The sequence below is a fragment of the Mesorhizobium sp. M0571 genome, assembly GCF_040320985.1.
GTDB lineage: Bacteria > Pseudomonadota > Alphaproteobacteria > Rhizobiales > Rhizobiaceae > Mesorhizobium.
The window spans coordinates 152,509-171,942 of the sequence record NZ_JAMYQT010000008.1 but is presented as its reverse complement, the minus strand read 5'-3'; the positions used below and the strand labels follow the sequence as shown (position 1 = coordinate 171,942).

The window sequence follows — 19,434 nt, the reverse complement described above, 5'->3', positions numbered from 1 at the left end:
TTTAGAGCGCCGATGTGATCTGCAGCTCGTTGGCTCCGTCGAGGCCGTAAATGTCATCGCGGAACTGCACCACGCCCGGTCCCGTCGACCAGGCCGAGATGTAGAGAAAATAGACCGGCACCGGATTGGTGACCTGCACCGGGACGTTCTCGCCGCTCTTGATCGCCGCCTCGAAGTGCTGGCGATTCCAGCCCGGCGTGTCGCGCAGAATCCAGGTGACGAGATCGCGCACGTTCTGGACGCGCACGCAGCCCGAGGAATCGAAGCGCATCATCTTGCCGAACAGGCTCTGCTGCGGCGTGTCGTGCATGTAGACGCCGTCCGGGCTGGGGAAATTGATCTTGACCGAGGCCATTGCATTGCCAGCACCCGGATCTTGCCGGAAGCGGTACTTCTCGGCGTCGTCGGTCGACCAGTCAACGGTCAACGGATCAACCTCGCTGCCATCCGGCGCGAACAGACGGATGTGGCTGTCCTTGAGATAGTTGGGGTCCTTCCGCATCAGCGGAATGATGTCCTTGCGCACGATCGAGACCGGCGCGTTCCAGTAGGGATTGACGATGATCTCGTTGATCTTGGAATTAACGATCGGCGTCTGGCGGTCGATCTTGCCGACGATCGCGGTATGGCGCAGCACGACGCGATCGTTCTCGACCGCCTCGATCTGAGCGCCCGGGATGTCGACCAGGACGTAACGGTTGCCCAGCGTGCCGGCGCGCTCGCGCAGCCGCTGCAAATTGGTCTGCAACTGGCCGAGCCGAATTGGCGCCGAAACATTCATCGCGGCATAAGAATATTGGCCCAGCGTCCCGTCGGCAGGCAGGCCATGGCGCGCCTGGAAGCGCTTGACCGCGGAGTCGACATAGGAATCGAAAGCTGTCGAAATGCCGGCGCTCTGCGCCAGATCGCCCGCAATCATCAGACGCTTGCGCAGCGGGACCACGTCGGGATCATCGACGCCGAGCTGCAATTTTTTGGTGTCGGGAACCGGCTCCCAACCGCCCTGGGCGACGATGTTCTGGTATTGCGCGACGGCCTGCTCGGTAAACGAAACGGTCTGCAGGCTGAAGATTGGCAGCGTAGAGGCCACTTTGCCGCCCTGGCTGGGGCGGGCGTCGAACTGGTCGTCCCAATTGCCGCGTGCCGAGGATTTCAGGATGTCGCCGATCACATCCTGCGCACTGGCGCGGCCGGCGACGATAGCGGCTGCGAGCGCGGAGGCCCCTGAAAGGAAGAAACGGCGGCTGGTTCTCATGGACGTTCCAGACATTCTTGCTACAATTCAACTCACCGGGCGGTCTCGCCCGCACTCTAGAGTTGGCTTTCTTAACAATTAGCCAACCATGGCCCGCATCACTTCGGTGTAAAAACACATGGGAAGTGACTTGAGCACAGGACAAATGCGCGGCTTTGGCCCCAGCATCACCCGCATCTTCGGTTCCACTGGAATATGGCGGCAACGTGGCTGTTGCTCGAATTTGAATCGGCCGGCCTGACGAAACGGAAAGACCGGTGCTTTTCGGCACCGGCCTTTGATCTGCTCCGCGGCAGCGCTTCCGTGGCATGGCTTCAGATCTTGATGCAGCGGATGCGATTACATCCGATACGCGATCGTATCGTTCCAGAAGCGGTCGAGCCGCTGCAGGGCGCGGTTCATCTGCTTGAACTCTTCGGTATTGATGCCGCCGACCTGCTCGATCGAGCCGACATGGCGTTCGTAAAGGCCGGCGACGACTTCCGCCACCTCATTGCCCTTCGGCGTCAGCGAGACCCGCACCGAACGGCGGTCGATGCGCGAGCGCTGGTGATTGATGAAGCCGAGATCGACCAGCTTCTTCAGATTGTAGGAGACATTCGAGCCGAGATAATAGCCGCGCGAGCGCAGTTCGCCGGCGGTCAGCTCCGAGTTGCCGATGTTGAACAGGAGCAGCGCCTGGATGGCGTTGATGTCGGAGCGGCCGTTGCGGTCGAATTCGTCCTTGATCACATCAAGCAGACGGCGATGCAGCCGCTCGACCAGCTGCAGCGATTCCATGTACAGCGAACGGATCGCCTCGCGGCGGTCATCGGATACGTTGGCGGTCTTCGCCGCCGGACGCGAATTGATCATTGTCTTTGCCTCTCGTTTGTCGCCCGGTGATTTTTTGTTCTTCACCTTGATCGCGACACTATCGAATACTCATAAAATTCGACTTAAACGCCAAGGCTAACAAGAGCTTACCGGTAAGGGGTTTCGAAAGAGGCTTAACGGACAGTCACCCGAGCAAGGATAATTAACCTAAAGATTTAGCCAATGATTCTGGCCGGAATTGCTATCGCCGGGCTTGCCGCTTCTGGATCCAGATCACCACGCGGAACACTATGTAGAGCAGCGCCACCGCAAGGTGCGAGGCTACGATCAGCAGCCGGTGGCCGAACAGCTCGGGGAAGCCGGCATACATGACGCTCTCGGTCACCGCGCAGATGAACCAGATCACCGGCCCCCAGGACGCCAGCATCCACAGGCCGGCGGCGGCGAATGGAAAAAACACCGCCAGCACCACCGCCGCCACCTGCCAGTGCACCGGCATAAGGTCGAAGCGCCACAGCGAGCCGGGATAAAAGCCGATCAGCCGGATCCAGTACAAGACGCCGAACAGCAGGCAGTAGCCGGCGATGACGCGCTGGAACCAGGCGAAGATGACCTCGACCGTCGAGGGCTGCAGCACCACGCGTCTCGAGGCGACCTCGCTCACAGCTTCAGTTCCCGTTCGCCGAGCGATGCGAAATAGGCGTCGATATCGGCGGCGCTGACCTTATCGATGCCTGCCGGCCGCCATTGCGGCGTCGAGCCTTTGTCGATGATGGCGGCGCGGATGCCTTCATAGAAGTCGTGCCCGGCAAGCATGCGGTTGAGGATACGGAACTCCATCTTCATGCACTCGTCCATCGACAATGTCAGCCCGGCACTGATCTGGCGCCAGGCGACATGCAGGCTGGTCGGCGAGCGGGTGCGGATGGTGGCCAGCGTCTTTGCCGCGAATTCGTCGGCGATGGCTGCCCGCTCCAGGCTGGCGATGATATCGGCCAGCGACGGCTGCGCGAAGTGCCGGGCGATGGCTTCCAGCGTCGGCCTGTCGGTCTCGCGTTTGGCCGGGACGAAGCAGCCGCGCAGCACCGATTCCGGATCGCCTGAGGCAGCCAGCCGGTCGAGAAAGCCGGCCTGATCCTCCGCCTTGATCGTATGCGTGGCGAGGCCCGACCACAAGGCATCGCCACAGCGGATGCGGTTGCCGGTCAGCGCAAGATACATGCCGAAGCTGCCGCCGAGATCCGGCAACAGATGGCTGGCGCCGACATCCGGAAAAAAGCCGATGCCGACTTCGGGCATGGCGAACTGTGCGTTCTCGGTCAGCACCCGCTGCGAGCCATGGAAGGAGATGCCGACGCCGCCGCCCATGACGATGCCGTCGATCAGCGCGACATAGGGTTTTTTGAAACGGGCGATGCGGGCGTTCAACCGGTATTCGTCTGCGAAGAAATCGACCGGAGGCTTTCCTGCCCGGCCGGCCTCGTAGATGTGGAGGATATCGCCGCCTGCCGAAAACGCCCTGCCCTCGGCCTTGACGATGACGACGTCGACACGGTCGTCGCGTTCCCAGCTGCGCAGCGCCTTGTCCAGCGCCTGGACCATGCGATGGGTTACGGCATTGAGCGCCTGCGGCCGCGTCAGCGTGACGACGCCGGCCCTGCCCAATCTTTCGAAGCGAATCTCGTCGCCTCCGCCAAAATCCATCGCCAGAGACTCCCTCCCCGCGCCCCGCGGGAATGAAGTGCTAAAGCGTGCTGCATGGCCGCGTCAATGGCGGCGGCCAATCCCGCTGCTTGGCCGTTGGCAGCAGCCGGTGCTAAAGCTGGTTCTTTGAACCGGAGTTTGAGCCCTTGCCTTGGTTGCCGTGCCTTGCTGTTGTGGTGGTCGGCCTGATCGGTGCGACCGCTTCTCCCGTATCGGCCGCAACCGTCGACGAGCTCTACCAATCGCAGACCATCGTCACCGGCCAGGGCGAAGAGAACCGCCAGATCGGTTTCAAGGCCTGCCTCGATGCGGTGCTGGTCCGTGTCTCCGGCGACCAGCGGCTGCCGAAAAGACCAGATATGGCGGCGCTGCGCGACAAGGCCGGCAGTTTCGTTGCCGGATTCCGCTATCACGACCGCCTGGAAGGCATTCCGGTCCATGACGAACAAGGCACTCATGACCGGCCGCACGATCTCACCTGCCTGTACAAGCCTGACGTTATCGATCCGGTGCTTGCAGCGCTGGGCAGCAAGCCACGGCTTGCCGAGCGGCCACGCCTGGCAATTTTTCTGGTGGCGGAGCAAGGCGCGAGGCACTTCGCGCTGACCGCCGACGATCAGCGTGGGGCGCCGATGCGCGAATCCTTCGCCAACGCCACCGGTCCGCTGATCATGCGGATTGTATTTCCCGAAGCGTCGCTGCTCTCCGCCTCAAAGCTGGACGACCGGAGCCTCAGCCATGCCGATATGGCGACACTGGATCAGCTTGCCAGAAAAGCCGGTGGCGACCAGGCGCTTGCCGGCAGCATCATCTGGAGCGACAAGGAACTGGGCTGGATAGCCGATTGGCGGCTTGCCATGAATGCCAAAGCCTATAGATGGCAAGTGCGCGGCGTCAGCTTCGACGAGGCATTTCGCGTCGCCATCCGCGGCGCGGCGCAGGTGCTGTCCGGCAACGGCCAACCGGAGTAGGATTCGAACAAGCCCTGGCACAATCGTGTCGCATTGGTCAGCGGTGGAGGCTCGTGGTAAAAGCCGCCGATCCGGAGTTTTGGCGATGAACAAATTCACCCCCGCAAGGCCTGCCGGCGCGCGCAGCGTCGACGAGATCACCGGCAGCCGCCGTTTGCGGCGCATGCGCAAGGCCGACTGGTCGCGCCGCCTTGTCCAGGAGAACCGGCTCTCGGTCGACGATCTTATCTGGCCGATCTTCGTCGTCGACGGCAAGAATGTGCGCGAACCGATCGCCGCCATGCCGGGCGTCTTCCGCCTGTCGCTCGATCTCGCCGTCAAGGAGGCCGAGCGGGCGGCAAAGCTCGGCATTCCGGCGATCGCCACCTTTCCCAACGTCGAGCTCAGCCTGCGCGACCAGACCGGTTCGCACATCCTCGATCCGGAAAACATCATCAACCGCGCCACACGCGCCATCAAACATGCCGTCCCGGAGATCGGCATCATCACTGACGCCGCGCTCGACCCGTTCACCTCGCACGGCCATGACGGCATCTTGCGCGACGGCATCATCGTCAATGATGAAACGGTGGAGCAGGTGACGGCGGCGGCCGTCATCCAGGCAGCGGCGGGGGCCGACATCATCGCGCCCTCCGACATGATGGATGGCCGTATCGGTGCCATCCGCGATGCGCTCGACGCCAATGGGTTTCAGGACGTGGCGATCATGTCCTACGCGACGAAGTTCGCGTCCGCCTTTTACGGGCCCTATCGCGAGGCGGTCGGCACTGCCGGCCTGCTCAAGGGTGACAAGAAGACCTATTATATCGATCACGCCAATTCCGACGAGGCGGTGCGCGAGGCCGAGCAGGATCTCGCCGAGGGCGCCGACATGCTGATGGTCAAGCCCGGCCTGCCCTATCTCGACATCATCCGCAGACTGAAGGACGAGTTGCAGATGCCGACCTTCGCCTATCAGGTCTCGGGCGAATATTCGATGATCAAGGCGGCCGCCGCCAATGGCTGGATCGACGGCGACAGGGCGATGCTGGAATCGCTGCTGGCCTTCAAGCGCGCCGGCTGCGACGGCATCCTGACCTACTTCGCGCCGGAAGTGGCTGAGATGCTGAAGGGGTGATGCGCCTCCGTAGCGCCAACGTCGAGTAACGCTCCTTCGTTTTCGTCCTCGCCGCAGGGAGATCATGTCAGGTTTGCCCCTCATTGCCCTGCCGGGCATTTCTCGCCGTATAGTGACGGGAGAAAGACGCCTTCACAAAAGTTTCGCCAATTGCCAGCGTTGCAGAAAGTGCGGCGAGGTCGCGGCCCCTATTGTCTGAAGCGATTGCGCAGCTGCGCCGCCGCTGCTCGCCGCCCGAAAATACCGCTTGCGAAACGCAATCAGTCAAGCTAGAAAATTACCGATTGCAAATCACAACTGGTTAGGAGGAAATCATGCCCAAGCTGACTGTCAAAGCTTTCACCCTGTCGATCGACGGCTTCGGCGCCGGTCCCGATCAGGATCTGAAGAACCCGCTGGGTGTCGGCGGGGAAGCCCTGCACAAATGGATGATCGGCACCCGAACCTTCCGCGACATGTTTGGCAAAGATGGCGGGACCACGGACACGGACGACGCGTTCGCGGCGCGCAGTTTCGAAAATATCGGGGCGTGGATCCTGGGCCGCAACATGTTCGGGCCGATCCGCGGACCCTGGAAGGATGAAAGCTGGAAAGGCTGGTGGGGGGACAATCCGCCCTATCATGTGCCGGTCTTCGTGCTCACGCATCATCCGCGGGACCCTATCGTCATGGAGGGCGGCACGACCTTCTATTTCGTGACCGACGGTATCCACTCAGCGCTGGAAAAGGCGAAAGCAGCGGCTGACGGCAAGGATGTACGGCTGGGCGGTGGCGTCGCCACGATCCGGCAATATCTCCAGGAAAAGCTCATCGACGACATGCATCTGGCGATATCGCCAATGCTGCTCGGCTCAGGCGAGAACCTTTTTGCCGGCATTGACATGCTCAAGCTCGGCTACCGGTGCAGCGACCAGGTTGCGACGTCGAATGCAACGCACGTCATCATCAAGCGCGCCTAGCTTGTTGCAGGGCGCCGCCACTGAGGCAGCGCCTTCCTCGCTCGTTTACTCAGTATTTCTCCGGCACATACAGCTCGCGCGGCAGCACCTGGCGCTCGTATTCGGGATTGAAGACGCGCTCCGGTAGCGTGATCTCCTCGTGCGGCACCTCTTCATAGGGCATTTGCTTGAGGAGATGGTCGATACAGTTCAGCCGTGCCCGCTTCTTGTCGTTGCCCTCGACGATGAACCACGGGGCTTCGGGAATGTTGGTGCGGGCGAATGTCTCTTCCTTGGCCTTGGTGTACTGTTCCCAGCGCACGCGCGACTGCAGGTCCATCGGCGACAGTTTCCACTGCTTCATCGGGTCGTGGATGCGCATTAGGAAGCGCATCTGCTGCTCCTCGTCGGTGATGGAGAACCAGTATTTGACCAGCGTGACACCGGAACGGACCAGCATGCGTTCGAAATCCGGCACGTCGCGGAAGAACTGCTCGGCCTGATCCGGCTGGGCAAAGCCCATCACCCGCTCGACGCCGGAGCGGTTATACCAGGAGCGGTCGAACAGCACGATCTCGCCGCCGGCCGGCAGATGCGGAACGTAGCGCTGGAAATACCATTGCGACTTCTCCCGCTCGGTCGGCGCCGGAAGTGCTACGACGCGGCAGATACGCGGATTGAGCCGCTGGGTGATGCGCTTGATGACGCCACCCTTGCCCGCCGAGTCGCGGCCCTCGAAGACCACGACGAGCTTCTTCTTGTGATAGGCGACCCAGGACTGCAGCTTGATCAATTCGGATTGCAGCGTGATGAGATCGCGAAAATATTGCAGGCGGTCGATCGATGGCGGATGTGCATCCTTGTAGATCTTGGCGATCTCCATCGACAGCGCCGGCTCCGAGATTTCCAGCTCATAGTCTTCGTCGAGCGTGTCGGCGAGTTCCGCTTCGAGCCAGTCCCTGGCCGGGGAATTCTGTTTTGTCTCGGTCATTTGCGCCGCTCCGCTTACAGCCGCCAGACGCTCTGCCGCCCGGCCGGGCGGCCGGAAAACAAAGCGCCGAACCGAAATTACTATAGGCCGGCAATGACGGTTTTATTGCAGCCCACCCTGCGCCGGCTGCGCGTCCAATCCGCAAGATGTGATCGATCTTGCCCCTGCAGCATGGGAGACAAGCGGCACGAATTGTCCTACAAATGCCCGGTTCATTCAGGGCTGACGCTTGAAGCGCGGCCTTTTCCAATAAATCGTGAGGATACGACATGGAATACCGCACTCTCGGCCATTCCGGGCTGAAGGTCTCGACGCTGACCATGGGCACCATGACCTTCGGCGGCGGCGGCGCGTTTTCGGCGGTCGGCAAGACCGATCTCGACGAGGCGCGCCGGATGATCGACCTTTGCATCGACACCGGCATCAATGTCATCGACACCGCCAACGTCTATTCGAACGGGCTGTCGGAAGAGATCATCGGCGAGGCGCTCGGCGGCAAGCGCAAAGGCGACGTGCTGATCGCCTCCAAGGCGCGCATGCGGATCGGCAAAGGCCCTAATGATGAAGGCCTGTCGCGCTACCATCTGATCCGCGAATGCGAGAGGAGCCTGAAGCGGCTCAGAACCGATGTCATCGACATCTATTTCCTGCACGAGTGGGATGGCCTGACACCACTCGAGGAAACCATTGCCGCGCTAGACACTCTGGTCACGCAGGGCAAGGTTCGCTACGTCGGCTGTTCCAATTATTCGGGCTGGCAAGTAATGAAGGGACTCGGCATCGCCGACCGTCAGCACCAGCCGCGCTTCGTTACCCAGCAAATCCATTACACGCTGGAAGCGCGCGAAGCCGAGTATGAATTGTTGCCGATCTCGGTCGACCAGGGGCTCGGTGTGCTGGTCTGGAGCCCGCTCGCCGGCGGATTGCTGTCCGGCAAATACCGCCGCGACCAGCCGACCGCCCGCCAGCTCAGCGGCTGGTCGGAACCGCCGATCCGCGACGAGGACCGGCTGTGGCGGATCGTCGATGTGCTGATCGACGTCGGCAACAACCATGGCGTGTCGGCGGCGCAGGTGGCGCTTGCCTGGCTGCTCGGCCGGCCCGCTGTCAGCTCGCTGGTGATCGGCGGACGAACCGAAGCGCATTTCAAGGACAATATCGCTGCTGCAAGCCTGGTGCTTGCCGATGAGGAGCGCACACGCCTCGACGCGGTCAGCAGGCCACCCGTGCTCTATCCCTACTGGCACCAGCAGTTCACGGCGAAGGACCGGTTCGGTCCGGCCGATCTGGTTCTCGACCGGGACGGCGCCTGAAAAACGGGCTGAAGCCGGACTCCCGGAACTGCGCTGAGATATGGAGCCGATCGTGCCCTGCGGTGTTGTATTTGTGGCTCAATGCTCCTAGGCAAGGGCCAAGCACAATGAAAGGAAACGATATGGCGCGAGCACCGAACTACGGTCAGGAACGCAAGGAACGCGACCGGCAGAAGGCTGCCAAGAAGGCGGAAAAGCAGGCTGCCAAAGTCGCGGCCAAGGAACGGTCGACGCCCGAGGACGAAAGCGAGTCCCAAACCAAAACCGAAACGGCAGAGTGATGAGATCCGGCCCGCCAGGCGGGCCGGATCTCGGTCAAGTCCCGCTATGCCTTAGGCGGGCGCCTTGTCGCTGACGAAGACGTTCACTTCGCGGGCGGCGGCAATGAAGGCCCGTCTTGCGTTCATGGCCGGCTTGTCGCCGGCCAGCGCATCGTGACAGGCCTGCAGCGCTTCGCGATGCTTGGGGCTGCGCTTGCCGGGCCAATTGTTGAGGAGGTAGTCGGAAGCCTCGCGAGCCGTACGCAAGAGCTGGTTGCTTCCCGCCGCGCCCTTGACGGTCACGGGTGTGTCAAATCGATTGTTTTCCATCGCCGCTCTTACGCCATCAGCATTTGCGAAGCGAGACCGAAAGTAGCTTTCTTCGCTCATCTGCCTTTTTCGTGATCAATGGCCGCGGATCCGGACTCAGGCGACGACGGCAAATCCCCTGGCGCGCAGGCCGCGCCGGTCGTTGCGCAGCGACGTTACCAGCCGGTCGCGGCTGCCGACGATATGGGCTGAAAGCAGGCGGGCAGCCCCATCGGCATCGCCTGCCCGCACCGCCGATAGGATGGCATGGTGTTCTGCCCAGGCACGGCCAAGTGCCGCCTCGTCGCGAACCTCGAGCCATCGGGCGCGCGACAGCCGCGTCATCGCGTCGCGAACCGCCCTGAACAGGAACTCGTTGCCAGACAGGCGTGCCAGCTCGATATGAAAATCCATGCCGACGCGATGCCATTCCTCGCGCGGCGTCTTGTCGTCGCAAGAATCGAGCATCGCCTCGATGATTTCGACGGCACTCCTATCCTGCAAGGCACAAGTCAGCCTGAGTGCCGCGACCTCGACCGCCTCGCGGTAGACCGCGATCTGCTCCAGCTCAGCAAGATTGATGGGCGAGACCGTCCAGCCGCGGCCGTCGCGGCAGACCAGGCCTTCGGTCTCTAATCGCAGCAATGCCGCCCTGACCGGCGTGCGCGAGGCGCCGAAGCGGCTTTCGATCCAGCGCTCCGTCAGCCGCTCGCCGGGACCGATCTCGAGCCCGAGGATCATCTCGCGAAGCTGCTTTTCGACGTTCTGCATCTGCGACATTGGCGTTCCGTTTGCTGGAGCCGGTTCGTCGGCCCTCTTGTTCACCGGCCACTGTTGGCGATCACATTGCAGGGACCGCATTGACAGCGGCCAGCCTTGCGTTCATGACGGATACCAGTTTGGTATACCAAAGTCGTATCCGCAGCAAGCTAACGATAGCAGTATCTGATATGCCCCAAGACGCCACCCTCGCCGTGCAAGACACCCACAACATCCACTGGCGCCGCAATCTCGCCGTTTGCTTTGCCGGCTCGTTCAGCACGCTCGTGGCGATGACGCTGCTGTTGCCCTTCCTGCCGCTCTACGTCGAGCAGCTGGGCGCCGAGGGCCATGCGGCGATCGTGCAGTGGTCGGGCATCGCCTACGGCGCCACCTTCTTTGCTGCCGCGCTGGTCGCACCCCTGTGGGGGCGGCTAGGCGACCGCTACGGCCGCAAATTGATGCTGGTGCGTGCCAGTTTCGGCATGGCGCTGTGCATGTCGCTGACCGGCATGGTGCAGACCGTCTGGCAATTGGTGTTCTTGCGCCTACTGATCGGCTTTGCTGGCGGCTATTCTTCAGGCTCGACCATCCTGGTTGCCATGCAGACGCCGAAGGATCGCTCCGGCTGGGCGCTGGGCGTGCTGTCGGCCGGCATCACGGCCGGTGCCCTGGTCGGCCCGTTGCTCGGCGGCGCGCTGCCGCCGCTGATTGGGATCCGCGCCACATTCCTGCTCGCCGGCGGCGTCATTTTCCTGGCGTTTCTGGCAACCACCTTGCTGATCAAGGAGGCCCCTCGCCTGGTTGCCGCCAAGGCCGCGTCAGAAGAAAAAGCGAAAGGCGGCTGGTCGCAGATTCCCGACAAGCGCCCCGTCGTCGCCATGCTGGCGACCGGCATGCTGTTGAGTTTCGCCACCATGTCGATCGAGCCGATCATCACGGTTTACGTCCAGCAGCTCATCGAAGATCAGAGTCGCGTCACGCTGGTCTCCGGCATCGTCATGTCGGCGGCAGCGCTTGGCGCCATCCTGTCGGCTTCGCGGCTCGGCAAGCTCGCCGACCGTATCGGCCACTGGAACGTCATCGTTGCCGCACTCGCAGTCTCGGGGCTACTGTTGATCCCGCAGGCCTTCGTCACGCAGGGCTGGCAGCTCGTCGGCCTGCGTTTCCTGATGGGCCTGGCGCTTGGCGGTCTTTTGCCCTGCATCACCAGCGTCATCCGCCACAATGTGCCGGACGGCGTCGGCGGCAATGTGCTGGGCTTATCGATCTCGGCGCAATATGTCGGGCAGGTCGCCGGGCCGCTGCTCGGCGGCTTCGTCGGCGGCCATTTCGGCATGCGCGCGGTGTTTCTCGGCACGTCCGTGCTGATGGCGGGCGGAGCGGCCTATAATTGGCTGGTGCAGTCACGCCGCGAACGCGACATGCTGGCGGAAGCCGGCAAATCCTGACACGGTTCGCAAGCACTATCTCAGGCGGTCGCCAGGAATCACGGAGGCGTGGAAATGAGCATGGCCGAACACACGGCAGGCAGCAGCATTCTTGTTTTTGCCGGCGGACTGTGCGGCGCAACCGGCGTGGCGCTTTCGGCGGCGGCGGCGCATCTCGGCGGCGCTTTCGTCGGTACGGCCGCGTCCTTCCTGCTCATGCATGCACCAGTCTTCCTTGCCGTCGGGCTGCTCGGTGGAAATAGCATCCTGCGAACCGGAAGCCTCATCCTTCTCATCGGGCTTCTGCTGTTCTCGGGAGATCTCCTCGCCCGGGACTTCCTTGGCTCGCGGCTGTTCCCGATGTCGGCGCCGATCGGCGGCACCGTGCTCATCGGCGGCTGGCTGGTGATGGCAGCCTCGGCGCTCGTACGCCCGCGCCCTTGACGCGGCAGCCACTGGCGGCTGCTGCTCTTCGCCAGCGGCCCTCGATCCACTGGCTCAGTCTTGCGGGCTCTGTCTTGCCAACTCAGTCTTGCCGACGTTCGGGCCGGAGTTGACCATCGCGCTTGGTCGCCTTGACTACACGCCGCCGTTCCGGCCGCTCAGTGGCCGGCGAAATGCCCCAATAATTGCGATAGATGTCTTCGAACAGATGGTTGATCGGGTGCATGACTTCATCTCCTCTTGCTTATTTGAATCGATCCAATCAGCAGGCACAAAAATACTTTGCAGATCAGCTCCGCTTGCGTCCCACCAGGAAACGCAGGTCGCGAATCCACGGACCGGTCCTGTCTCGCCGCTTCCGGGCCTCCGCGCTCGAACGGATGCTCCAGTCGTTCCGGTAAATGTCCTCGAACAGATAATTGACGGGGTGCATGGCACTCTCCTCTTGTATCGATCCAATCTGGGGACGAAAAACGCTCTTGGATCGATTCAAAGAATACGCGTCGCACCATAAATGTCAAGCAAAAATTTGAATCGATCCAACGAAAGTGGTAGGTAATCGGCGATACTGTTGGACCGGAGTCCCGGAGACAAACAAATGGCATCACTCACCGAAGGCAGCAGGAGGCCCATCCGGCTGGCGGACATCGCCAAAGCCGCGGGCGTATCACACGGCACCGCCTCCAATGTCTTCAGCCGTCCCGAAATCGTGCGTGAGGAAGTCCGCGCGCGCGTCAAGGCGGCGGCCGAGGCGCTGGGCTATGCCGGCCCCGATCCCAAGGGCCGCCTGCTGCGTGCCGGCAAGGTCAACGCGATCGGCGTCGCCACCACCGAGCCGCTGTCCTATTTCTTCGACGACCCTTTTGCCCGCGTGATGATGGCCGGCATTTCGGAGGCATGCGACGCCACCGGCGCTGGAATAGCCCTCGTGTCGGCCGGCAACGAGGAAAAACTTGCCTGGAACATCCAGAGCGCCCTGGTTGACGGCTTCATCCTGTTTTGCATCGAGGGCGGTCCGCGCCTCGTCGAGCTGACGCGCGAACGCAAGCTCCCCTTCGTCGCGCTCGAGCTCGGCTCGCAGGACGACACGGTCTCCGCGATCGGCGTCGACAATGTTGCCGGCGGCCGGCTCGCGGCGCGCCATCTGGCGGAACTTGGACATCGCCGCTTCGCCGTGCTGTCGCTGGCCTTCGCCGACGACAGCACCGGTCTTGTCTCGCCCGAGCGGGTCCGGACGGCGGTCTATACGGGAACCCGTGACCGCCTCCTCGGCTATCTCGAAGAGCTTTCCCGGTTCGGTGTCGATACCGCCAAAGTGCCGGTCTACGAGACTGAAAACGACGAGGCCAGCACAAAGGCCGGCCTCGAAACCATCTTCGCCTCGGCAGAACCGCCGACCGCCATCCTGGCGATGTCGGACCGGGTCGCGATGGAAGCGTTGGAATGGCTCAACGCGCGGGGCATTGCGGTCCCTCGCGATGTTTCCGTCGTCGGCTTCGACGGCGTGCCTGAAGCCGCAATTTGCGATCCTCCACTTACCACCGTCGCCCAGCCGATCGCCGAGATCGGTCGCCGGGCGGCGCGAAGGATCCTCGACTTCGACGGCACGGTGCGGCGAGAAACGCTCGGCGTCGAACTTGTCGTCAGGGCGTCGTCCGGGCCGCCGCCAGGCACAGGTTGACTGGGCAGATCGGCTCCAAATCTTATCGATTGGCCGCCATGGGACCGATGCCAAAGGATGGACGGACAGGCGACGCCTCGTTGCGGACCGGCTTGCCCTTGCCGGACCAGCCGATAGCGGACAGCCATTCCAGATAGAAGGCGAGCGCGAACTGCATGGCGATGCCGGCGGCGAGCAGCAGACTGTCATAGGCAAAGCCGCCCGGGTTGATCAGCTTCATCACCTGTGCCGCCATGGCAATCACCGTGCCGGCAATGAAAACGGGCAGCGAGCGTTTGCCCAATATGGCGAGCGGATTGTCGCGGCCGGTGCGAAACAGGTTCGAGACGAAAGGCAAGGCGACGACCAGGTAGCTCATCGCCAGGATGTGCAGCAGCCGCGGCAAGGACAGGAACGTCTTGTCGAAACCGGTCAGCACCACCGGCAGGTCGAGCCACGACACATGCCCCCACAACGGGCTGTGCACCCAGACGAGCGCCGTCAGCACATAGGCGGCGGCCGCGCCGACCAGCCAGCGATTGACCGGGATGGTGCCGCCGCGCCGCACATGCAACACGCTGGCCATGCCGATATTGAACAGCAATTGCCATGACAGCGGATTGAGGAACCAGAAACCGGGCTCCGGGTAGTTCGGCGGCGCGATCTGGTAGATTCCGGCGATCAGCCAAAGGGCTGCGGATACGGCAAGCGCCGCCAGTGGCCTGTAGCTGATGAACAGCAGGAAGGCCGGCGCCATCAACAGCAGCGCCGCATAGACCGGCAGTATGTTGTTGTAACCGAGCTGATGGCCGAGCGTGACGATGCCGACCAGGACTTGTGGCGGGTTCCTGACGAGCGGCTCGATGTTGATCAGCGTCAGAAGGTCCGGCCGTTTCGCAAACACAGCCGCCGCGCAGAAAATGGCCATCACCACCATCGTCGTGACGATGTGGGTGACATAGAGCACGCCGGCGCGGCGCCACATTTTCAGCGTTGCAATCAGCCGGTTTCCCGGCTGGAATTTGGTGCCGTAGGCGAGAGCGACGGACATGCCGGAGATCAGCACGAAGGCCTCGGCCGCATCTGAAAACCCGAAATTCTTGTAGGTCAGGGTTTCGAACACGGTGCCCGGCACGTGGTCGACGAATATGGTCAGGAGGGCGAGAGCCCGGAACACATCAATACGCGTATCGCGTTCCGGCGAAACTGGCATGGTCATCGATAAAAGGCCTTAAAGCTGGTTGTTCATGCCCGGCAATGCGACCACCCCGGCGCACACTGCTTCGATCCCTCCCGCGGGGATTATATCGGCGAAGAAACGGACTGAAATGCGCCCGGTTCAATCAACTTTCGCGGAGCTTGAAAATATTCCGTTTTGAAGCCGGCAAATTAACGAAAGTAACGCGAAATCAAAAGGATGTGACTATGGCCGAGGAAAGCCTCGAAGACGGTATTTTGCAGGAGAATTCAGGCTTTTTCTACCGGCTCCGTCGACCCGCCAATTTACCCGGTGACTGGCTGTTCCTGTTGCATGGATCGGGTGTCGACGAGACGACCTTGCTGCCGTTTGGTCGGCAAATCGCGCCGCACGCGGCGCTGGTTACGGTCCGTGGCCGCATCCCTCAGGAGGACGGTTTCCGCTGGTTCACGCGAATCACCCCGACGCGATTCGAGCAGGCAAGTATCCGCGCGGAGGCAGATGCGTTTGCAGGCTTCGTCGCCGGCGTCGCGAAGCGCCACAGCCTCGATCTCCGCCGCGCGACCTTTCTCGGCTATTCGAACGGCGCCAATCTGGTTTCAAGCGTCATGCTGCTGCATCCTGGCCTCATCGAGCGCGCTGCATTGCTGCGTCCGATGCCGGTGCTCGACGAGGTGCCGCCGGCCGACCTGTCGAAGGCGCGGGCTCTGATCATCGCCGGCGCCGCCGACCTGATCTACGCGCCCTTCGCACCGGCGCTGGTCGCGCTGCTCAGTTCGCGTGGCGCCAAGGTGGAGGCCCACACCATTGCCTCAGGCCACGAAATCGGCGATCCGGATGCTGAAATCGTCAGGCAGTGGCTGGCGGGTCAGGCAACTGCTGAACGAGCGGATTGAGCGCACGCACAACGCGGGCCCGACCATCGAATGTCAGTGTGCGGCGGGCTGGAACAGCTCGATCACATTGCCGGACGGGTCTTCGAGCAGGGTCTGCGAGCCGCCGACGCCGTTGATGATATCGTTGCAGAAGGCGAGCCCGGCGCCCTTCAGGCGCGCAACCTCTTGCTTCAGATCCGGCACCACCAGCAGGATGCGGTTCCACCCTCCCGGCACCGGCCGGCGGCCATCCGGCATCGCCCGTGCGCCCGAGCTCTCCGGCCCGCTCAGCAGAAGCCGCAGATCGCCGTGCGTGACCGAGCAGAAAGCCGGCCGCGCATCCCGTTCAATGGCAAAGCCCAGATGCTTCACGTAGAAATCGATGGAAGCAGCGACATCGTCGACAATATAGCGAACACTGACGGGCGTCATGATCAGGGACCTTCCGTTTGAGTAGAACGTTTTATCAAAGGCTGCTCATCATCGGCAACGCCCCGGCGGCACTACGACGCCGCCGACACACTATGACCGTTGGTTCGCCAGGGAAGCAGGGCAAGCAGACCAGCACTGCCGACCACGGCGAAGACAGCGCCGTAGATGAACACCGCCTCATGGCTTACACGATCCCAGAGCTGTCCGGCGACAACGCTTGCCGCGAGTTCCAGCAGGCCGACCGTGGTGCTGTACCAGCCGATGCCGCTGGCACGCAGCTCTTGCGGCACGAAGTCCGAGGCGAATGCCTTGCCGACTGAGCGGAAGATGCCTTGATAGAACCCGTAGAAGGCAAAAAGCAGCCCGATCAGATAGATGTTCCGGGTCAAGGCGAAGCCGAGATAGGCGATCAGGAAGATGACGAAGGACGACAGTAACACGCCCTTGCGGCCGAAGCGGTCCGATAGAAAGCCGGCCGGGTAGGAAGTCAGCGCCGCAACGAGATTGAAGCCTGCGTAGATAAGAATGGTTGCCTCCAAAGAGGCACCGATATCCTGTGTTTGCAGAATCAGAAATGCATTGCTCGAATTGCCGATGCCGAAGAGAGCTGTCACCAAGAGATAGGTCCAGTAGGCTTTGGGAAACTGCCGCAGATTGACGTCGATCTTGGCCTTTGCGGCTACGGCCAGTGGCTGCTCGTGCACCAACACCACCATGAGGAAGGCGAGGAGACCGGGAATGAGCGCGAGATAGAAGATCCAGCGGATATCGACTTTGAGCGCGATGAGAAGCAGCACCGCGAGCAGTGGCCCCAGAAACGCTCCCAGATTATCGCCAATGCCTTCGAGGCCGAATGCTTTGCCTCGGTGCTCCTCGGCCACGGACGAAGCAAGGAGCGCGTCGCGCGGAGCGGATCGGAAGCCTGCACCGAGCCGATCCACAAACCGCGCGCCCAGGACCATCGGCCACACCGTGGCCATGCCGATCAGCGGTTTGGCGATAGAGGCCAGAAAATAGCCAATGAGGGCTATCGGTTTCCGCTTCTGAAACCTGTCCGAGAGCCAGCCCGAAAAACCTTGCACGATGTTCTGCGTCGCCTGGGCGATTCCGTCGACCAGACCGACGACGCTCCCGCTTGCGTGCAGAGTCTGTGTTAGGAAGATCGGCAGGATCGGATAAAGCATCTCTGTCGAAATGTCGGCAAACAGGCTCGCCAGCGCCAGAAGCACCGTGTTTCGGGAAATCCAGGCGAAGGTTTTCCTTGGCGCTGCCCCAGTCATTGCTTTGCCCTGTTCGGCAATCCGTTTGGCTGAAACGCAACGGCTACCATGTCGGTTGCAATGCGCCACTGCTGAGTGTCCTGCCCCCATCCGAAGGTCCGCGCAGCAAAACCGATGCCCACTTTTCGCTGACGCGGTCCTTCGATTCGGGATCATCGTCTACGCCCGCCCCATCCTGTTCCAGGCATCCAGCCCGGCGATCTTGTAGGCTTCGGCCAGCGTCGGATAGTTGAAGGTGTTGTTGACGAAAAAGTCGACAGTGCCGCCGAGATTGATGACCGCCTGGCCAATGTGGATGAGTTCGGTCGCGCCCTCGCCGACAATATGGGCGCCGAGCAGACGGCGTGTTTCTATCGAGAACAAAAGCTTCAGGAAGCCAGTGTTGACGCCCATGATGTGGCCGCGCGATGTCTCGCGAAACCGCGCCACGCCGACCTCATAGGCGGCACCACTCTCGCGCACCTGCTCCTCGGACTGGCCGACGGTGGAGATTTCCGGCACGGCGTAGATGCCGTAAGGAAAGGTCTCGGGCGGCGGCGGCAAGGGCACGCCGAACGCGTGGCAGGCAGCCACCCTGCCCTGCTCCATCGAGGTCGAGGCCAAGCTCGGAAAGCCGATGACGTCACCGGCGGCATAGATGTTCGGCGCGCTGGTCTGGAAGGTCTGCGGATCGACCTTGATGCGGCCTCGGGAATCGGCTTCGATGCCGACCGCTTCCAACCCCAGGCTGCCGACATTGCCGGTACGCCCTGCAGCATAAAGCACGATCTCGGAACGTATGGTGCGGCCGTCGGCCAGCGTCACCTCGGCGTAATCGGGTTTCGAGGCGATCTCCTTGACGGCACTGCCCAATCGAATCGTCATGCCGCGGTCGCGCATCTGATGGATGAAGTCATCGACGATCTCGCGGTCGACGAAATCCAACATGGTGTTGCGGGGCTCTACCAGCGTGACCGGCACGTCGAGCGCCGAAAAAATCGTCGCATATTCGACGCCGATAACGCCGGCGCCGATCACCGTCAGCGTGCGCGGCAGGCGGTCGAGTTCCAGCATCTCATCGCTGTCAAAGACACGTGTCTTGTCGAAGGGCACGTCGCGCGGCCGGTGCGGCCGGGTGCCGACCGCGATCAGCGCATGGGCAAAGCCAACCTCGCTGTAGTCGCCGGTGTCGGTGGTCAGGCTGACCTTGTTGGGGCCGAGGAATTTTACCGCGGCGCGCGCGCTCTTGACCGTGTTGCGCATGAACTGGTGCTGCAGCACCTCGACCTCATGGTCGAGCGTCTTGTGCAGGCGCTCGACCAAATCGCCGACCGAAATGTCCTGCTTCACACGGTAGCCGCGTCCATAAAAGCCGCGCTCACGCCAGCCTGAGAGGTTGAGCACCGTCTCGCGCAACGTCTTCGACGGGATGGTGCCGGTATGCACCGACACGCCGCCGAGGCGCCGGCCCCTATCGACCACCAGCACCGACTTGCCGAGCTTGGCCGACTGCACCGCAGCGCGGCGCCCGGAAGGGCCGCTGCCGATGACCAGCATGTCGTAGTCCATGTCGCCCCGTCCCCTCGGCTCGGCACCTTTTGTTGCGCCGCAACAAGCTAACGCTATCCGCGCCATGAATTCAACAAGTCAGACGGCACCAGGCACTCCGTCACTATCTACGCGGCGGCAAAAGGCTCGATCTT

22 protein-coding genes are annotated in these 19,434 nt (G+C 62.3%); 9 read left to right on the top strand and 13 right to left on the bottom strand.

Annotated features, from left to right (window positions below):
* Position 1 precedes the first annotated feature (1 nt).
* The 4 genes from NKI85_RS12640 to NKI85_RS12625 form a co-directional block, all read right to left on the bottom strand.
* Positions 2 to 1,255 (bottom strand): L,D-transpeptidase family protein, encoded by a 1,254-nt coding sequence (locus NKI85_RS12640; protein WP_352525307.1) that lies wholly within the window; start codon positions 1,253 to 1,255, stop codon positions 2 to 4.
* A 339-nt stretch (positions 1,256 to 1,594) separates the two neighbouring features.
* Positions 1,595 to 2,110 (bottom strand): transcriptional regulator LdtR, encoded by a 516-nt coding sequence (gene ldtR / locus NKI85_RS12635; RefSeq protein WP_023674486.1) that lies wholly within the window; start codon positions 2,108 to 2,110, stop codon positions 1,595 to 1,597.
* A gap of 202 nt (positions 2,111 to 2,312) precedes the next feature.
* A complete protein-coding gene (locus tag NKI85_RS12630) occupies positions 2,313 to 2,735 on the bottom strand; it encodes a DUF6163 family protein (protein ID WP_352525309.1) in 423 nt (140 codons plus the stop codon).
* Complete coding sequence (locus tag NKI85_RS12625; protein WP_352525310.1) at positions 2,732 to 3,775, bottom strand: enoyl-CoA hydratase/isomerase family protein; 1,044 nt, start codon at positions 3,773 to 3,775, stop codon at positions 2,732 to 2,734. Before NKI85_RS12625 ends, NKI85_RS12630 begins: the two co-directional genes overlap by 4 nt.
* Before the next feature lie 146 nt (positions 3,776 to 3,921).
* Here NKI85_RS12625 and NKI85_RS12620 point away from each other — a divergent pair, with 146 nt between their 5' ends.
* From NKI85_RS12620 to NKI85_RS12610, 3 genes are all read left to right on the top strand, one after another.
* The gene (locus NKI85_RS12620) at positions 3,922 to 4,746 is read left to right on the top strand and encodes a DUF8605 domain-containing protein (protein WP_352525312.1); all 825 of its coding nucleotides are present in this window, start codon (positions 3,922 to 3,924) and stop codon (positions 4,744 to 4,746) included.
* Between the two features lie 85 nt (positions 4,747 to 4,831).
* Entirely contained in the window at positions 4,832 to 5,863 is a 1,032-nt protein-coding gene (gene hemB / locus NKI85_RS12615; RefSeq protein ID WP_352525313.1) for a porphobilinogen synthase, read from the top strand.
* Between the two features lie 314 nt (positions 5,864 to 6,177).
* Positions 6,178 to 6,822: a dihydrofolate reductase family protein gene (locus NKI85_RS12610; RefSeq protein ID WP_352525315.1), complete on the top strand. Its 645-nt coding sequence runs from the start codon at positions 6,178 to 6,180 to the stop codon at positions 6,820 to 6,822.
* 49 nt (positions 6,823 to 6,871) lie between these two features.
* Here the strand turns inward: NKI85_RS12610 and ppk2 are convergent, their stop codons facing one another.
* Complete coding sequence (gene ppk2 / locus NKI85_RS12605) at positions 6,872 to 7,792, bottom strand: polyphosphate kinase 2 (protein WP_352776789.1); 921 nt, start codon at positions 7,790 to 7,792, stop codon at positions 6,872 to 6,874.
* Between the two features lie 269 nt (positions 7,793 to 8,061).
* On the opposite strand from ppk2, the gene NKI85_RS12600 reads away from it, so the two are divergent.
* Complete coding sequence (locus tag NKI85_RS12600; RefSeq protein ID WP_352525317.1) at positions 8,062 to 9,105, top strand: aldo/keto reductase; 1,044 nt, start codon at positions 8,062 to 8,064, stop codon at positions 9,103 to 9,105.
* 122 nt (positions 9,106 to 9,227) lie between these two features.
* The gene (locus tag NKI85_RS12595) at positions 9,228 to 9,386 is read left to right on the top strand and encodes a hypothetical protein (RefSeq protein ID WP_352525318.1); all 159 of its coding nucleotides are present in this window, start codon (positions 9,228 to 9,230) and stop codon (positions 9,384 to 9,386) included.
* Positions 9,387 to 9,437: 51 nt separating this feature from the next.
* On the opposite strand, the gene NKI85_RS12590 is transcribed toward NKI85_RS12595, so the two are convergent.
* Together NKI85_RS12590 and NKI85_RS12585 are read right to left on the bottom strand one after the other, a co-directional pair.
* The gene (locus tag NKI85_RS12590) at positions 9,438 to 9,695 is read right to left on the bottom strand and encodes a DUF982 domain-containing protein (RefSeq protein ID WP_023674477.1); all 258 of its coding nucleotides are present in this window, start codon (positions 9,693 to 9,695) and stop codon (positions 9,438 to 9,440) included.
* Positions 9,696 to 9,791: 96 nt separating this feature from the next.
* Positions 9,792 to 10,454, bottom strand: coding sequence for a GntR family transcriptional regulator (locus NKI85_RS12585; RefSeq protein ID WP_352525319.1), 663 nt, complete (start codon positions 10,452 to 10,454; stop codon positions 9,792 to 9,794).
* 170 nt (positions 10,455 to 10,624) lie between these two features.
* Here NKI85_RS12585 and NKI85_RS12580 point away from each other — a divergent pair, with 170 nt between their 5' ends.
* Positions 10,625 to 11,884, top strand: coding sequence for a multidrug efflux MFS transporter (locus NKI85_RS12580; protein WP_352525321.1), 1,260 nt, complete (start codon positions 10,625 to 10,627; stop codon positions 11,882 to 11,884).
* A 54-nt stretch (positions 11,885 to 11,938) separates the two neighbouring features.
* On the top strand, positions 11,939 to 12,307 hold the full coding sequence (locus tag NKI85_RS12575) for a DUF423 domain-containing protein (RefSeq protein WP_352525322.1): 369 nt from the start codon (positions 11,939 to 11,941) through the stop codon (positions 12,305 to 12,307).
* Positions 12,308 to 12,389: 82 nt separating this feature from the next.
* On the opposite strand, the gene NKI85_RS12570 is transcribed toward NKI85_RS12575, so the two are convergent.
* Positions 12,390 to 12,533, bottom strand: a complete 144-nt coding sequence (locus NKI85_RS12570) for a hypothetical protein (protein WP_352525323.1) — start codon at positions 12,531 to 12,533, stop codon at positions 12,390 to 12,392.
* Between the two features lie 63 nt (positions 12,534 to 12,596).
* Positions 12,597 to 12,740, bottom strand: a complete 144-nt coding sequence (locus tag NKI85_RS12565) for a hypothetical protein (protein WP_352776788.1) — start codon at positions 12,738 to 12,740, stop codon at positions 12,597 to 12,599.
* Between the two features lie 165 nt (positions 12,741 to 12,905).
* Between NKI85_RS12565 and NKI85_RS12560 the strand changes: the two genes are divergently transcribed.
* Complete coding sequence (locus NKI85_RS12560) at positions 12,906 to 13,988, top strand: LacI family DNA-binding transcriptional regulator (RefSeq protein WP_352525324.1); 1,083 nt, start codon at positions 12,906 to 12,908, stop codon at positions 13,986 to 13,988.
* Between the two features lie 22 nt (positions 13,989 to 14,010).
* Here the strand turns inward: NKI85_RS12560 and NKI85_RS12555 are convergent, their stop codons facing one another.
* Entirely contained in the window at positions 14,011 to 15,186 is a 1,176-nt protein-coding gene (locus NKI85_RS12555) for an OpgC family protein (protein ID WP_352525325.1), read from the bottom strand.
* Between the two features lie 206 nt (positions 15,187 to 15,392).
* Between NKI85_RS12555 and NKI85_RS12550 the strand changes: the two genes are divergently transcribed.
* Entirely contained in the window at positions 15,393 to 16,061 is a 669-nt protein-coding gene (locus NKI85_RS12550) for an alpha/beta hydrolase (protein WP_352525327.1), read from the top strand.
* 33 nt (positions 16,062 to 16,094) lie between these two features.
* Here NKI85_RS12550 and NKI85_RS12545 read toward each other — a convergent pair whose 3' ends face one another.
* From NKI85_RS12545 to sthA, 3 genes are all read right to left on the bottom strand, one after another.
* A complete protein-coding gene (locus tag NKI85_RS12545) occupies positions 16,095 to 16,478 on the bottom strand; it encodes a VOC family protein (RefSeq protein WP_352776792.1) in 384 nt (127 codons plus the stop codon).
* A 65-nt stretch (positions 16,479 to 16,543) separates the two neighbouring features.
* Positions 16,544 to 17,752 (bottom strand): MFS transporter, encoded by a 1,209-nt coding sequence (locus tag NKI85_RS12540; RefSeq protein WP_352525329.1) that lies wholly within the window; start codon positions 17,750 to 17,752, stop codon positions 16,544 to 16,546.
* A gap of 159 nt (positions 17,753 to 17,911) precedes the next feature.
* Positions 17,912 to 19,300: a Si-specific NAD(P)(+) transhydrogenase gene (gene sthA, locus NKI85_RS12535; RefSeq protein WP_352525331.1), complete on the bottom strand. Its 1,389-nt coding sequence runs from the start codon at positions 19,298 to 19,300 to the stop codon at positions 17,912 to 17,914.
* Positions 19,301 to 19,434: the final 134 nt, after the last annotated feature.